The organism is Pseudomonas amygdali, from assembly GCF_002699855.1.
Lineage (GTDB): Bacteria > Pseudomonadota > Gammaproteobacteria > Pseudomonadales > Pseudomonadaceae > Aquipseudomonas > Aquipseudomonas amygdali.
Genome location: NZ_LKBW01000235.1, coordinates 31,649 through 47,673 on the forward strand (window position 1 = coordinate 31,649; position 16,025 = coordinate 47,673).

The 16,025-nt window shown below is 58.0% G+C and carries 11 protein-coding genes; 10 read left to right on the forward strand and 1 reads right to left on the reverse strand.

The genetic code is table 11. The features are described from left to right. Positions 1-2 precede the first annotated feature (2 nt). The 8 genes from sdhA (at position 3) to brnQ (ending at position 12,423) form a co-directional block, all read left to right on the forward strand. Entirely contained in the window at positions 3-1,775 is a 1,773-nt protein-coding gene (gene sdhA, locus AO277_RS15340) for a succinate dehydrogenase flavoprotein subunit (protein WP_002552976.1), read from the forward strand. 12 nt (positions 1,776-1,787) lie between these two features. After that, positions 1,788-2,492 carry a succinate dehydrogenase iron-sulfur subunit gene (locus tag AO277_RS15345; protein WP_044318291.1) on the forward strand — a complete coding sequence of 235 codons (705 nt, stop codon included), beginning with the start codon at positions 1,788-1,790 and terminating at the stop codon, positions 2,490-2,492. Between the two features lie 259 nt (positions 2,493-2,751). Next, positions 2,752-5,583 carry a 2-oxoglutarate dehydrogenase E1 component gene (locus AO277_RS15350; protein ID WP_044318292.1) on the forward strand — a complete coding sequence of 944 codons (2,832 nt, stop codon included), beginning with the start codon at positions 2,752-2,754 and terminating at the stop codon, positions 5,581-5,583. A gap of 41 nt (positions 5,584-5,624) precedes the next feature. Beyond that, entirely contained in the window at positions 5,625-6,875 is a 1,251-nt protein-coding gene (gene odhB, locus AO277_RS15355) for a 2-oxoglutarate dehydrogenase complex dihydrolipoyllysine-residue succinyltransferase (RefSeq protein WP_044318293.1), read from the forward strand. Between the two features lie 170 nt (positions 6,876-7,045). Next, positions 7,046-8,482: a dihydrolipoyl dehydrogenase gene (gene lpdA, locus AO277_RS15360; protein WP_002552980.1), complete on the forward strand. Its 1,437-nt coding sequence runs from the start codon at positions 7,046-7,048 to the stop codon at positions 8,480-8,482. Between the two features lie 208 nt (positions 8,483-8,690). Beyond that, on the forward strand, positions 8,691-9,857 hold the full coding sequence (gene sucC / locus AO277_RS15365) for an ADP-forming succinate--CoA ligase subunit beta (protein WP_002552981.1): 1,167 nt from the start codon (positions 8,691-8,693) through the stop codon (positions 9,855-9,857). Then, entirely contained in the window at positions 9,857-10,738 is an 882-nt protein-coding gene (sucD, locus tag AO277_RS15370; RefSeq protein WP_004664700.1) for a succinate--CoA ligase subunit alpha, read from the forward strand. Before sucC ends, sucD begins: the two co-directional genes overlap by 1 nt. A 371-nt stretch (positions 10,739-11,109) precedes the next feature. Next, a complete protein-coding gene (brnQ, locus tag AO277_RS15375) occupies positions 11,110-12,423 on the forward strand; it encodes a branched-chain amino acid transport system II carrier protein (protein ID WP_044318294.1) in 1,314 nt (437 codons plus the stop codon). Positions 12,424-12,530: 107 nt separating this feature from the next. On the opposite strand, the gene AO277_RS15380 is transcribed toward brnQ, so the two are convergent. Next, a complete protein-coding gene (locus AO277_RS15380; protein WP_002552985.1) occupies positions 12,531-12,791 on the reverse strand; it encodes a lipoprotein in 261 nt (86 codons plus the stop codon). Between the two features lie 313 nt (positions 12,792-13,104). Here AO277_RS15380 and htpG point away from each other — a divergent pair, with 313 nt between their 5' ends. Then, complete coding sequence (htpG, locus tag AO277_RS15385; protein WP_044318295.1) at positions 13,105-15,012, forward strand: molecular chaperone HtpG; 1,908 nt, start codon at positions 13,105-13,107, stop codon at positions 15,010-15,012. Positions 15,013-15,102: 90 nt separating this feature from the next. Beyond that, positions 15,103-15,831 (forward strand): dienelactone hydrolase family protein, encoded by a 729-nt coding sequence (locus AO277_RS15390; RefSeq protein WP_044318296.1) that lies wholly within the window; start codon positions 15,103-15,105, stop codon positions 15,829-15,831. The last annotated feature ends 194 nt before the right edge of the window (positions 15,832-16,025 follow it).

A 16,025-nucleotide genomic window follows, 5' to 3' on the forward strand; every position in this document is an offset into this window, starting at 1 on the left:
TCATGGCTAACATAAATTCGCTTTCCTTCGACGCCATCATCATTGGTGGTGGCGGTGCCGGCATGCGCGCTGCTCTGCAGCTCGCTCAGGGCGGTCACAAGACTGCCGTGGTCACCAAGGTGTTCCCGACGCGCTCGCACACCGTTTCTGCCCAGGGTGGCATCACCTGCGCAATCGCCTCTGCCGATCCGAACGATGACTGGCGCTGGCACATGTACGATACCGTCAAGGGTTCCGACTACATCGGTGACCAGGACGCTATCGAATACATGTGTTCCGTAGGTCCTGAAGCCGTTTTCGAACTCGAGCACATGGGCCTGCCGTTCTCCCGTACCGAACAGGGCCGCATCTATCAGCGTCCATTCGGCGGTCAGTCCAAGGACTTCGGCAAGGGCGGTCAGGCTGCACGTACCTGTGCTGCTGCCGACCGTACCGGTCACGCACTGCTGCACACCCTGTATCAGGCCAACCTCAAGGCCGGCACTGTATTCCTCAACGAATACTACGGCGTGGATCTGGTCAAGAATCAGGACGGTGCCTTTGTCGGCATCATCGCCATCTGCATTGAAACCGGCGAAACCTCCTACATCCGTGCCAACGCCACCGTGCTGGCAACCGGCGGTGCAGGGCGTATCTACTCCTCCACCACCAACGCCCTGATCAATACCGGTGACGGTATCGGCATGGCGCTGCGTGCTGGTGTCCCGGTTCAGGACATCGAAATGTGGCAGTTCCACCCGACCGGCATTGCCGGTGCAGGTGTACTGGTCACCGAAGGCTGCCGCGGCGAAGGCGGCTACCTGATCAACAAGCACGGCGAGCGTTTCATGGAGCGTTATGCTCCGAACGCCAAGGACCTTGCAGGTCGTGACGTGGTTGCGCGCTCTATGGTCAAGGAAATCATTGCCGGCAACGGCTGTGGTCCGGATGGCGACCATGTAATGCTCAAGCTCGATCACCTGGGCGAAGAAGTGTTGCACAGCCGTCTGCCAGGCATTATGGAATTGTCCAAGACCTTCGCTCACGTCGACCCTGCAACAGCGCCGATTCCGGTAGTTCCTACCTGCCATTACATGATGGGCGGCGTTGCCACCAACATTCATGGTCAGGCGATCACTCAGGACGCCGCCGGTGTCGATCAGATCATTCCGGGTCTGTTCGCGGTAGGTGAAGTGGCTTGCGTATCGGTTCACGGTGCCAACCGTCTGGGCGGCAACTCGTTGCTCGATCTGGTTGTGTTCGGTCGCGCTGCGGGTATCCACCTGGAGAAAGCGCTGAGCGAAGGTATCGACTACGCCCGTGCTTCCGAGTCCGACATCGATGCTGCGCTGGCACGCGTTGCCGGCCTGAACGAGCGCACTACCGGCGAAGACGTCGCCACGCTGCGTAAAGAGCTGCAAAGCTGCATGCAGAACTACTTCGGTGTGTTCCGCACCGGCGAATACATGCAGAAGGGTATTGCTCAGCTGGCTGACCTGCGCGTGCGTATCGCCAACGTCAAGATCAATGACAAGAGCCAGGCATTCAATACCGCCCGTATCGAAGCGCTTGAACTGCAAAACCTGCTGGAAGTTGCCGAAGCCACGGCGATCGCCGCAGAGCATCGTAAAGAGTCCCGCGGCGCTCACGCCCGTGAAGACTTTGAAGATCGCGATGACGAGAACTGGTTGTGCCACACCCTGTATTTCCCGGGTGACAAGCGCGTGACCAAGCGTGCCGTGAACTTCTCGCCGAAGACTGTTCCGACTTTTGAACCTAAGATTCGGACTTATTAAGGGGTGACCGATATGTTGCAAGTCAGTGTTTATCGTTACAACCCTGAGCAGGACGCTGCGCCGTTCATGCAGGAGTTTCAGGTCGATACCGGTGGCAAGGACCTGATGGTGCTGGACGTGCTCGCCCTGGTCAAAGAACAGGATCAAGGCTTCTCTTACCGTCGTTCGTGCCGCGAAGGCGTGTGCGGTTCCGATGGCATGAACATCAATGGCAAGAACGGTCTGGCCTGCATCACGCCGCTGTCTGCCGTTGTTGCCAAGAACAAGCTGATCGTACGTCCGCTGCCTGGTTTGCCGGTCATTCGTGACCTGGTCGTCGATATGAGCATCTTCTACAAGCAGTACGAGAAGGTGAAGCCGTTCCTGCAGAATGACACGCCGGCTCCGGCCATCGAACGTCTGCAAACTCCGGAAGAGCGCGAAAAGCTTGATGGCCTGTACGAGTGCATTCTGTGCGCTTGCTGCTCGACTTCCTGCCCGTCCTTCTGGTGGAACCCCAACAAGTTCCTGGGTCCTGCTGCGCTGCTGCAAGCCTACCGTTTTCTGGCTGACAGCCGTGACACCCGCACCAGTGAGCGTCTGGCTTCGCTTGATGACCCGTTCAGCGTATTCCGCTGCCGCGGCATCATGAACTGCGTCAATGTGTGCCCGAAAGGCCTTAACCCAACCAAGGCTATCGGTCACGTGCGCAACATGTTGTTGCAAAACGGCGTCTGATTCATCGTTTTATCTGTTACACCGTTGCACTGAAGTGGCTGCGGCGCAGGCTTCAACCGGCGCCGTAGTTTTAACCTGAGCAGTAGCTCGCAAAGCTGCCGCTCTTATTTTGAAGAAATGAGACCAGCAGGGGCATCCGGGCTGGTACCCGGACTATCTGCGTGATCCCTGGTGACTTGATACAGTCGCTGCACACGACTATTTCAGGATTGCTCTGGTGTCTTCGCCGGTGGTGTCCCCTTACCGAGGGTGACCAAGCATGCAAGAAAGCGTGATGCAGCGCATGTGGAACAGTGCCCACCTATCCGGTGGTAACGCTGCCTATGTGGAAGAGCTCTATGAGCTTTACCTGCACGACCCTAACGCTGTGCCAGAAGAATGGCGCACCTACTTTCAGAAGTTGCCAGCAGACGGCAGCTCTGCCACTGATGTATCGCACTCGACTATTCGCGATCATTTCGTGTTGCTGGCCAAAAACCAGCGCCGCGCTCAACCGGTGTCCGCCGGCAGTGTGAGCAGCGAACACGAGAAGAAGCAGGTTGAAGTGCTGCGACTGATCCAGGCGTATCGGATGCGTGGCCACCAGGCTGCTCAGCTCGATCCGTTGGGCCTTTTGCAGCGCCCTGCGCCTGCGGATCTGTCGATCAATCATTACGGCTTGACCAATGCCGATCTTGATACGACCTTCCGTGCCGGCGACCTGTTCATCGGCAAAGAGGAAGCGAGCCTACGCGAAATTCATGAAGCGTTGCAGCAGACATATTGTCGCACCATCGGCTCCGAGTTCACCCACATCGTGGATTCCGAGCAGCGCAACTGGTTTATGCAGCGTCTTGAGAGTGTTCGCGGTCGTCCAGCGTTCTCGGCTGATATCCAGAGCCATCTGCTCGAGCGTGTCACCGCAGCCGAAGGTCTCGAGAAGTACCTGGGTACCAAATATCCGGGTACCAAGCGCTTCGGTCTGGAAGGTGGCGAAAGCCTGATCCCGATGCTCGACGAGCTGATTCAGCGTTCCGGGTCCTATGGCACCAAGGAAGTCGTGATCGGTATGGCCCACCGCGGCCGTCTGAACGTACTGGTCAACACCTTCGGCAAGAACCCTCGCGACCTGTTCGACGAGTTCGAAGGCAAGAAAAAAGTGGAGCTGGGTTCCGGTGACGTCAAATACCACCAGGGCTTCTCTTCCAACGTCATGACCGCAGGCGGTGAGGTTCACCTTGCCATGGCATTCAACCCGTCTCACCTGGAGATCGTTTCTCCGGTGGTCGAGGGGTCGGTGCGTGCGCGTCAGGATCGTCGCAACGATCCGAATGGCGACAAGGTTCTGCCGATTTCCCTCCACGGCGACGCGGCCTTTGCAGGTCAGGGCGTGGTCATGGAAACCTTCCAGATGTCGCAGACTCGCGGCTTCAAGACGGGCGGCACGATCCACATCGTCATCAACAACCAGGTGGGCTTCACCATCAGCAACCCGCTGGACTCGCGTTCGACCGAGTACGCCACCGACGTTGCCAAGATGATCCAGGCGCCGATCCTCCATGTGAATGGTGATGATCCGGAAGCCGTGATGTTCGTGACCCAGCTGGCGATCGATTACCGCATGCAGTTCAAGCGCGATATCGTGATCGATCTCGTCTGCTACCGTCGCCGCGGTCACAACGAAGCTGACGAGCCTAGCGGCACTCAGCCTCTGATGTATCAGCAGATCACCAAGCAGCGCACCACCCGTGAGCTGTATGCCGAGCATCTGATCAAGACCGGCATTCTCGATGAGGCCCGTGTTCAGGCCAAGGTCGATGATTACCGCAGCGCGCTGGACAATGGTCTGCACGTAGTGAAAAGCCTGGTCAAGGAGCCGAACAAGGAATTGTTCGTCGACTGGCGTCCTTATCTGGGCCACGCCTGGACTGCGCGTCACGACACTCGCTTCGACCTCAAGACCCTGCAGGAACTGTCCGCCAAGCTGATGGAACTGCCTGAAGGCTTCGTCGTGCAGCGTCAGGTTCAGAAGATCTACGAAGACCGTCAGAAGATGCAGGCCGGTGGCTTGCCGATCAACTGGGGTTACGCCGAAACCATGGCATACGCCACGCTGGCGTTTGAAGGTCACCCGATCCGTATGACAGGGCAGGACATCGGTCGCGGTACGTTCTCGCACCGCCACGCCGTACTGCACAACCAGAAAGACGCAGGGACCTATATCCCGCTGCAGAATCTGTACTCCGGTCAGCCGCGTTTCGACCTGTACGACTCGTTCCTTTCGGAAGAGGCCGTGCTGGCATTCGAATACGGTTACTCGACCACCCAGCCGGATGCACTGGTTATCTGGGAAGCGCAGTTCGGCGACTTCGCCAACGGTGCCCAGGTGGTTGTCGACCAGTTCATCACCAGCGGTGAACACAAGTGGGGCCGTCTGTGCGGTCTGACCATGCTGTTGCCTCACGGCTACGAAGGGCAGGGGCCAGAGCACTCGTCGGCACGTCTTGAGCGTTACCTGCAATTGTGTGCCGAGCACAACATTCAGGTTTGCGTGCCAACGACTCCGGCGCAGATCTACCATTTGCTGCGTCGTCAGGTCATCCGTCCGCTGCGCAAGCCGCTGATCGTGCTGACTCCCAAGTCATTGCTGCGTCACAAACTGGCTGTTTCGACCCTGGAAGATCTGGCCGAAGGCTCGTTCCAGACCGTCATTCCGGAAATCGATGCCCTCGATCCGGCCAAGGTCACGCGTCTGGTGCTGTGCAGCGGCAAGGTTTACTACGACCTGCTGGAAAAACGCCGTGCCGAAGGGCGTGAAGACATTGCCATCGTTCGTATCGAGCAGCTGTACCCGTTCCCTGAAGACGACCTGATGGAAACCATCGCGCCGTACACCAACCTGCAGCATGTGGTCTGGTGTCAGGAAGAGCCGATGAACCAGGGTGCCTGGTACAGCAGTCAGCACCACCTGCGCCGCAGCATGGGCAACCACAAACGTGAACTCGTTCTTGAGTACGCCGGTCGTGACGCCTCTGCCGCTCCAGCTTGTGGTTACGCTTCGATGCACGCCGAGCAGCAGGAAAAACTGTTGCAAGATGCCTTCACTGTTTAACGCCTTCGAGCATTAGAAACCGAATTAAGGAATTACAGATAATGGCTATCGAGATCAAAGCCCCCTCTTTCCCGGAATCCGTTGCCGATGGCACCATTTCCAAGTGGTACAAAAAAGAGGGTGATGCGGTAAAACGGGACGAGATGCTGGTCGATATCGAGACTGACAAGGTTGTTCTGGAAGTATTGGCCGAAGCTGACGGCGTGATGGGCTCGATCACCAAGGAAGAGGGCGCTATCGTCCTCTCCAACGAAGTGCTTGGCACTTTGAATGATGGTGCCACGGCATCTGCTGCTCCAGCACCTGCTGCTGCCCCTGCCTCTGCTGCGCCTGCCTCTGCTGCGCCTGCCTCGGCACCCGCCGCTGCACCGGCTGCCGCTGGCGAAGAAGACCCGATTGCCGCGCCTGCTGCGCGTCAACTCGCTGAAGAAAACGGTATTAACCTGGCCAGCGTCAAAGGCACTGGTAAAGACGGCCGTATCACCAAGGAAGACGTGGTCGCTGCCGTTGAGGCGAAGAAATCCGCTCCAGCCGCCGCTCCTGCTGCCAAACCTGCTGCCGCTGCCGCTCCGGTTGTCGCTGCTGGCGACCGCACCGAGAAGCGCGTGCCGATGACTCGTGTACGTGCAACCGTTGCCAAGCGTCTGGTCGAAGCCCAGTCGAACATGGCCATGCTGACCACGTTCAACGAAGTCGACATGACCGAAGTCATGGCACTGCGTTCGAAGTACAAGGACCTGTTCGAGAAGTCGCACAACGGCGTGCGTCTGGGCTTTATGTCGTTCTCCGTCAAGGCTGCTACCGAGGCGCTGAAACGCTTCCCGGCTGTCAACGCGTCGATCGACGGCTCCGACATCGTCTACCACGGCTACGCTGACGTCGGTGTTGCAGTGTCCAGCGACCGTGGTCTGGTTGTACCGGTTCTGCGTAACGCCGAGCACATGAGCCTGGCTGAAATCGAAGGCGGCATCGCCACCTTCGGCAAGAAAGCCCGTGATGGCAAACTGTCCATCGACGAGATGACCGGTGGCACCTTCACGATCACTAATGGTGGTACTTTCGGTTCGATGATGTCGACGCCGATCGTCAACCCGCCACAGGCTGCAATTCTGGGCATGCACAACATTCTTCAGCGCCCGATGGCAGTCAACGGTCAGGTAGTGATTCGTCCGATGATGTATCTGGCACTGTCGTACGATCACCGTTTGATTGACGGCAAGGAAGCGGTAACCTTCCTCGTGACCATCAAGAACCTGCTGGAAGATCCGGCTCGTCTGTTGCTGGATATCTGATGAGGCAGCCCGTGGTTGCAAGCTTCAAGTCAGAAGCGATAAAGCGTGCAGCCGGGGCTGGTGTGTTTCACCTGATTAATAGGTCGCAAGTCGTTTTTGCCTGATCGCGGATCGACTTGCAGCTTGCAGCTTGCAGCTAAAAGCTCGCAGCTAAAGAGGAACTCTTTGTTATGTCCCAGAAATTCGACGTGGTAGTGATTGGCGCAGGCCCTGGCGGTTATGTTGCCGCCATCAAGGCTGCGCAACTTGGTCTCAAGACTGCCTGCATCGAGAAGTACCAGGACAAGGAGGGCAAACTGGCCCTCGGTGGTACCTGCCTCAACGTTGGTTGCATTCCTTCCAAGGCGCTGCTCGACAGCTCCTGGAAGTTCTATGAAGCCAAGAACGGCTTCAGCGTGCACGGCATCTCGACATCTGAAGTGAACATCGATGTGCCGGCCATGATCGGTCGCAAGTCGACTATCGTCAAAGGCCTGACCGGCGGCGTTGCCAGCCTGTTCAAAGCCAATGGCGTGACCACTCTGCAAGGCCACGGCAAACTGCTGGCTGGAAAGAAGGTCGAGCTGACGGCTGCCGACGGCACCGTTGAAATCATCGAAGCTGACCATGTGATTCTGGCTTCGGGCTCGCGTCCTATCGACATCCCGCCAGCTCCGGTTGACCAGAAAGTCATCGTCGATTCGACCGGCGCTCTGGAATTCCAACAGGTTCCACAGCGTCTGGGCGTCATCGGCGCTGGCGTGATCGGCCTGGAGCTGGGCTCTGTATGGGCTCGCCTTGGCGCTCAGGTCACTGTTCTGGAAGCACTGGACAAGTTCATTCCGGCGGCCGACGAAGCAGTTTCCAAGGAAGCGCTGAAAACCTTCACCAAGCAAGGTCTGGACATCAAGCTGGGCGCTCGCGTGACCGGTTCCAAGGTCGATGGCGAAGAAGTGGTGGTCAGCTACACCGACGCCGCTGGCGAGCAGTCGATTACCTTTGATCGTCTGATCGTTGCCGTTGGCCGTCGTCCCGTGACCACTGACCTGCTGGCATCGGACAGCGGCGTTGATCTGGACGAGCGCGGTTTCATCTACGTTGACGACTACTGCACCACCAGCGTTCCTGGCGTATACGCCATCGGTGACGTGGTGCGTGGCCTGATGCTGGCACACAAGGCGTCGGAAGAAGGCATCATGGTTGTCGAGCGCATCAAGGGCCACAAGGCTCAGATGAACTACAACCTGATCCCGTCGGTTATCTACACCCACCCGGAAATCGCCTGGGTCGGCAAGACCGAGCAGACGCTCAAGGCCGAAGGCGTTGAAGTCAATGTCGGTACGTTCCCGTTCGCGGCCAGCGGCCGTGCCATGGCAGCCAACGACACCGGCGGCTTCGTCAAGATCATTGCCGACGCCAAGACTGACCGCGTACTGGGTGTTCACGTTATTGGTCCAAGCGCTGCCGAGCTGGTACAGCAGGGCGCAATCGCGATGGAATTCGGCAGCAGCGCAGAAGACATCGGCATGATGGTCTTCTCGCACCCGACCCTGTCCGAAGCGCTGCATGAAGCTGCACTGGCTGTGAATGGCGGCGCCATCCATATCCAGAATCGCAAGAAACGCTGAGACAACAAGAGAAACCACGGCGCAGTGCCCGTCGTTGGCCTTGCAAGCAGGGCTTACCGCGGAATCTGCGCCGGACTCGACCTCTCAGGCGGCTTCACGAGTGTCCCACGGCACTTGCGGAGTCCACCCGGAGTAGCGGTCACAGGTGGTGCGGCACGCTGACGTGCAGCACCGAATGCGCAGTACCTAAACGAAGACGGTAATAAGCATGAATCTTCACGAGTATCAGGGTAAGCAGCTGTTCGCTGAGTACGGCCTGCCAGTATCCAAGGGTTACGCGGTAGACACCCCGGAAGCAGCAGCAGAAGCCTGCGACAAGATCGGCGGAACCGAGTGGGTCGTCAAAGCCCAGGTTCACGCAGGTGGTCGCGGTAAAGCGGGCGGCGTAAAGCTGGTTCGCAGCAAGGAAGACGCTGCAGCGTTCGCTCAACAGTGGTTGGGCAAGCGCCTGGTGACTTACCAGACTGACGCCAACGGTCAGCCGGTGACCAAGATCCTGGTCGAATCGTGCACCGACATCGCCAAAGAGCTGTATCTGGGCGCTGTGGTCGATCGTTCCAGCCGTCGTATCGTGTTCATGGCTTCCACCGAAGGTGGCGTGGACATCGAGAAGATCGCTCACGACACTCCTGAAAAGATTCTCAAGGCCACGATCGACCCACTGGTCGGCGCTCAGCCGTTCCAGGGCCGCGATCTGGCATTCCAGCTGGGTCTGGAAGGCAAGCAGGTCACTCAGTTCGCCAAGATCTTCACCGGTCTGGCCAAGCTGTTCCAGGACCATGACCTGGCCCTGCTGGAAGTGAACCCGCTGGTGATCAAGGCTGACGGCGATCTGCACTGCCTGGACGCGAAGATCAACATCGACGCCAACGCCATGTACCGTCAGCCCAAGCTGAAGGGCTTCCACGATCCTTCGCAGGACGACCCTCGCGAAGCTCACGCCGCCAAGTTCGAACTGAACTACGTAGCGCTGGAAGGCAACATCGGCTGCATGGTCAACGGTGCTGGCCTGGCCATGGGTACCATGGACATCGTCAACCTGCATGGCGGCAAGCCTGCAAACTTCCTTGACGTTGGCGGTGGTGCCACCAAGGAACGCGTTACCGAAGCGTTCAAGATCATCCTGTCCGACACCAACGTCGCCGCAGTACTGGTCAACATCTTCGGCGGCATCGTTCGTTGCGACATGATTGCCGAAGGCATCATCGGTGCAGTGAAAGAAGTCGGCGTGAAAATCCCGGTTGTTGTTCGCCTTGAAGGTAACAACGCTGAACTGGGCGCTAAAGTACTGGCAGAAAGCGGTTTGAACATCATCGCTGCGACCAGCCTGACCGACGCTGCTCAACAAGTTGTCAAAGCCGCGGAGGGCAAGTAATGAGCGTCCTGATCAATAAAGACACCAAGGTTATCTGCCAGGGTTTCACTGGTTCGCAAGGTACCTTCCACTCCGAGCAAGCCATTGCCTACGGCACCAAAATGGTTGGCGGCGTGACTCCAGGCAAGGGCGGCACCACGCACCTGAACCTGCCAGTGTTCAACACTGTGAAAGAAGCCGTAGACACCACTGGCGCTACTGCCAGCGTCATCTATGTTCCGGCTCCTTTCTGCAAGGATTCCATCCTTGAAGCAGCGTTCGGCGGCATCAAGCTGATCGTCTGCATCACCGAAGGCATCCCGACCATCGACATGCTGGAAGCCAAGGTCAAGTGCGACGAGCTGGGTGTGATTCTGATCGGTCCTAACTGCCCAGGCGTCATCACTCCGGGCGAGTGCAAGATCGGCATCATGCCAGGTCATATTCACTTGCCAGGCAAGGTAGGCATCGTGTCGCGTTCCGGCACCCTGACCTACGAAGCTGTGAAGCAGACCACTGACGCCGGTTTCGGTCAGTCCACCTGTGTAGGTATCGGTGGTGACCCGATCCCTGGTTCGAACTTCATCGACATCCTGAAGCTGTTCCAGGAAGACCCGAAGACCGAAGCGATCGTCATGATCGGCGAGATCGGCGGTTCGGCTGAAGAAGAAGCGGCTGCCTACATCAAGGCACACGTGACCAAGCCTGTTGTTTCCTACATCGCTGGTGTTACTGCTCCTCCGGGCAAGCGCATGGGCCATGCCGGTGCAATCATCTCGGGTGGTAAAGGTACTGCAGACGAGAAATTCGCTGCACTGCAGGACGCTGGTGTAAAAACCGTGCGCTCCCTGGCAGACATCGGTAAGGCCCTGGCCGAGCTGACTGGCTGGCCAACCAAGTAAGCTTCACTGTTTGCTGATCAGGTAAGCTCGCTTGCCTGATTCGAGCAATCGACAAAAGCCACCTTCGGGTGGCTTTTGTTTGGGCGCCTGAAAAGGTTCGCCTTACCCGGTCTGGTTCACCTGGACCTCTCATTGCCGGCATTTCCAACTGTCTGGGGCTTTACATCCGCCAACAAACGGTGCGTCGTCGGCTGGCGCGCCCTGAGACAGTGCATTTTCGGTCGAAGTTGGCTACCCTGTCCGCCGTTTTTGCGTTGCCCTCACGAGGGGCGTCTCGCAAGGTACTGCCACGTCTTACGCCGACGGGCTGCGTCTGCCCCATTCATGGGTGACGTCCCATCCCTTATTTCGATTCCGTGTGGTCCCTCGTAATGAAAGTGTTGAAAGGCCAGGACATCCTGGCACTCAGTTTTATGACATTTGCCCTGTTTGTCGGGGCTGGCAACATTATCTTTCCGCCCATCGTGGGCCTGCAGGCCGGACCACATGTCTGGATGGCGGCGCTGGGCTTTCTGGTCACGGCGGTCGGGCTGCCGGTCGTTACGGTGATTGCTCTGGCCAGGGTAGGGGGGGCAATGGATGCCCTGAGCAGCCCGATCGGCAAGATTGCCGGCGGGGCGCTCGCAGCCGTCTGCTATCTGGCGGTCGGCCCGCTGTTCGCGACCCCGCGTACCGCGACCGTCTCGTTTGAAGTCGGCCTGGCACCTCTGACCGGTGACACTCCAGTCGCGTTGTTCCTCTACAGCCTGGCGTATTTTCTGGTGGTGTTCTGGGTTTCATTGTATCCGGGGCGCTTGCTCGACACGGTCGGGCGCTTTTTGGCACCGCTCAAGATTATCGCCCTGGCAGTATTGGGGGTCGCGGCATTCGCATTACCCGCAGGCGGAATAGGCGAGGCTGAGCCCGCCTATGCCGCTGCGCCGTTTTCCCAGGGTTTCATCAATGGTTATCTGACTATGGACACCCTCGGGGCGCTGGTCTTTGGGATTGTCATCGTCAATGCCATTCGCTCTCGTGGTGTCGAGTCACCACGTCTGATCACGCGCTACGCGATCATTGCCGGGCTCATTGCCGGTGTCGGGCTGGCGCTGGTGTATGTCAGCCTGTTTCGCCTGGGTTCCGGCAGCCATGCGGTCGCGGCAGGCGCAAGCAACGGCGCGGCGGTTCTGCATGCCTACGTGCAGCACACCTTTGGTTCATTGGGCAGCGGTTTTCTCGCCGTGCTGATTTCATTGGCGTGTCTGGTGACTGCGGTAGGCCTGACCTGTGCCTGTGCTGAATACTTTGCCAAGGTGCTGCCGCTGTCCTACCGGACGCTAGTGATCATCCTGGCGGTGTTCTCGCTGCTGGTATCCAATCTGGGGCTGACCAAGCTGATCCAGTTTTCGATTCCGGTACTCACCGCTATCTATCCACCGTGTATCGTGCTGGTGGCGCTGAGCTTCTGCAAAGGCTTTTGGCAGAGCCAGGGACGGGTTGTTGCACCGGTAATGCTGGTATCGCTCATCTTTGGCCTGATCGACGCGCTGAAGGGTGCCGGTTTTACTGACTATCTGCCGGGTGTGCTGACCAGTCTGCCGCTGAGTGATCAAGGCCTGGCATGGCTGGTGCCCTCGGTAATCACGCTGGCGGGCGCTGTAGCCGTTGACAGGCTCATGGGCAAGCGCAGCGAGGCGCTGGCTTGAAGTCGGTACACGATGAATGTCGAACTGACGTTACGTGCCAAGTGAAACGAGTTAAATGAAAAAGCCCGCTTTAAGCGGGCTTTTTTAGTTCTGTAAGCGTTTCAGCCTTACTTGGTGGCTGGCGCTGCTTCTGGCGCTTTGTTGGCGTTCTCATTGGTACGCTGCTGAGCGGCTTCAGCGTTCTTCTGAGCGGCTTCCTGGCTTTCCTTGGCCGCGTCATTCACTTTTTCCTGAGCCTTTTCCATCGACTCCTGGGACTGCTGAGCTGCCTTGTTGGCATCTTGCTGAGTGTTTTCGGACTTTTTGTCACAGGCGGCAAGGCCCAGGGTGGCAGAAAGCATCAAGGCATAGGCTAAAGATTTACGCATGGGGTGTTTCTCCTTATTGAGTGTTCACGAGGCTAAGAGCCTGCCGTCATGAGTTAAGTTCCACCCGTGATGACAATATCGGAGGCCGTTGTTTCGCGGTCGTTACAGGCCGATAGCGCCGTGCCGATTGCGGACAGTTCTGGCGAGCACCCACCAACGCAATGCGTGCGGTATCCGGCGCATGAAACACGCTCCGCGCATCATTGGCTCTTGAAATCCCCGACCCAGCCCCCACCTTGATGACTACCCGCTGTCACACGGGCTTATGCCTGATCGTGACGGCTTATACCATCCAGATCGGAGTTTGATGATTATGAGTGTGGAAACTCAAAAGGAAACCCTGGGCTTCCAGACCGAGGTAAAGCAACTGCTGCACCTCATGATCCATTCGCTGTATTCCAACAAGGAAATTTTCCTTCGCGAATTGATCTCGAACGCGTCTGACGCGGTCGACAAATTGCGTTTTGAAGCGTTGTCCAAGCCGGAGTTGCTGGAAGGCGGCGCCGAGCTGAAGATCCGCGTGAGCTTCGACAAGGACGCGAAGACCGTTACCCTTGAAGACAACGGCATCGGTATGAGCCGTGAAGATGTGATCACCCATCTTGGGACCATCGCCAAGTCCAGCACCGCTGATTTCATGAAAAACCTGTCGGGCGACCAGAAGAAGGACTCGCACCTGATCGGTCAGTTCGGCGTGGGTTTCTATTCGGCATTCATCGTTGCCGATCAGGTCGAAGTGTTCAGCCGTCGTGCCGGCACGCCAGCGAATGAAGGCGTGCACTGGTCCTCCAAGGGCGAAGGCGAGTTCGAAGTTGCCACCGTCGACAAGGCTGATCGTGGCACCCGTATTGTTCTGCACCTGAAAAACGGTGAAGAGGAATTCGCTGACGGCTACCGTCTGCGTAACATCATCAAAAAATACTCCGACCATATCGCCTTGCCGATCGAGCTGCCCAAAGAGCAGGCTCCGGCAGCCGAAGGCGAGCAGGCACCGGCGCTGGAGTGGGAAACCGTCAACCGCGCCAGCGCCCTCTGGACCCGTCCGCGCACCGAGGTGAAGGATGAGGAGTATCAGGAGTTCTACAAGCATGTCGCGCACGACTACGAGAACCCGCTGAGCTGGAGCCATAACAAGGTTGAAGGCAAGCTGGAATACACTTCGCTGCTGTACGTGCCTGCGCGTGCTCCGTTTGATTTGTATCAGCGCGAAGCACCGCGCGGCCTGAAGCTCTATGTGCAGCGCGTCTTCGTCATGGATCAGGCCGAGTCGTTCCTGCCGCTGTACATGCGCTTCGTCAAGGGCGTGGTCGACTCCAATGACCTGTCGCTGAACGTTTCCCGCGAAATCCTGCAGAAGGACCCGATCATCGACTCGATGAAGTCGGCGTTGACCAAGCGCGTGCTGGACATGCTGGAGAAGCTGGCGAAAAACGAACCCGAGCAGTACAAGGGTTTCTGGAAAAACTTCGGCCAGGTCCTCAAGGAAGGTCCGGCAGAAGACTTCGCCAATAAGGAAAAAATCGCCGGTCTGCTGCGTTTCGCATCGACGTCCGACGACAGCGGTGAACAGAGCGTTTCTCTGGCCGAGTACCTCGCGCGGGCCAAGGAAGGTCAGGACAAGATTTACTACCTCACTGGCGAATCCTACGCACAGGTCAAGAACAGCCCGCACCTTGAGGTCTTCCGCAAGAAAGGCATCGAAGTGCTGCTGCTGACCGACCGTATCGACGAGTGGCTGATGAGCTACCTGAGCGATTTCGATGGCAAGGGCTTTGTGGATGTGGCGCGTGGCGACCTTGATCTGGGCAATCTTGACTCCGAAGAGGACAAGAAGGCACAGGAAGAGATCGCCAAGGACAAAGAGGGCCTGATCGAGCGCCTGAAAGCTGCGCTGGGTGAGTCTGTGAGTGAGGTGCGTGTTTCCCATCGTCTGACCGATTCGCCTGCGATTCTGGCCATTGGCGAGCAGGACATGGGGCTGCAGATGCGTCAGATTCTGGAAGCCAGCGGTCAGAAGGTTCCGGACTCCAAGCCAATCTTCGAATTCAACCCGGCCCACCCGCTGATCGGCAAGCTGGATGCCGAGCAGAGCGAAGAGCGCTTCGGCGATCTGTCGCACATCCTGTTCGATCAGGCGGCGTTGGCCGCCGGTGACAGCCTCAAGGATCCAGTCGCGTATGTGCGTCGTCTGAACAAGCTGTTGGTAGAACTGTCGGTTTGATAGCCGGTTGACAAGAAACCCGCCTCGGCGGGTTTTTTGTTTCAGTTCCCGCGACACGTTTTTCATCTCCCTAACGATCAGGAGTCAGTAATGAGCAGCAATATCGAAATTCGTTCTGTGGTCTATCAGATCGATGGCCAGACTTATGAAAGCCGTCTTGCCTACGACCCGAAAGCTAGCGCTGCACAGCCAGGCCTGTTGATGGCGCCTAACTGGATGGGTGTCAGCCAGGGTGCTGAAGACATCGCCAAAGCGGTCGCTGCGAAGGGTTATGTAGTGCTGCTGGCTGATCTTTACGGTCAGCAGATTCGCCCGAGTAACAATGACGAGGCGGGCGCTGCCATGACGCCGCTCAAGAATGATCGCGGTCTTCTGCGCAAGCGTATGCAGGCAGGCCTCGACCAGTTGTTGAGCCAGGCGGATGTGTCTCTGGACTCAAGCAAGATCGCAACATTCGGTTTCTGCTTCGGTGGCTGCTGCTCGCTGGAGCTCGCACGTACCGGGGCCGAGCTGAAGGCTGCCATTTCGTTTCACGGTACCCTGGACACGCCCAACCCGGCTGATGCGAAGAACGTCAAGGGCTCGGTGCTGGTTCTCCACGGCGCGTCGGACCCGCTGGTGCCGAAAGAGCAGTTAACTGCTTTTGAAGAGGAAATGAACGCCGCTGGTGTGGACTGGCAGCTGCACAGTTACGGTGGGGCATTCCATTCCTTCACCGACCCGCACGCCAATGTTCCCGGCATGATGATGTACGACGCCAAAGTGTCGAGCCGTGCGTTCAAGTCGATGCATGATTTGTTGAGCGAAGTGTTCGGCTGAAGGAACGCCTATCGTCCCCTAGGGCGTGCAGGGGAACACTATCGTGCCCATGCTCCGCGTGGGCATGCCGGTCTGGGCGCTCTGCGTCCTCTTTCGACGCAGAGCGTCGTGAACTGCATTCCCACGCTGGAGTGGTATGCCCCCCGAAGGTTGGACAATTATCCACTTACGCTGCCTTGGCGGCCTGCATCCTG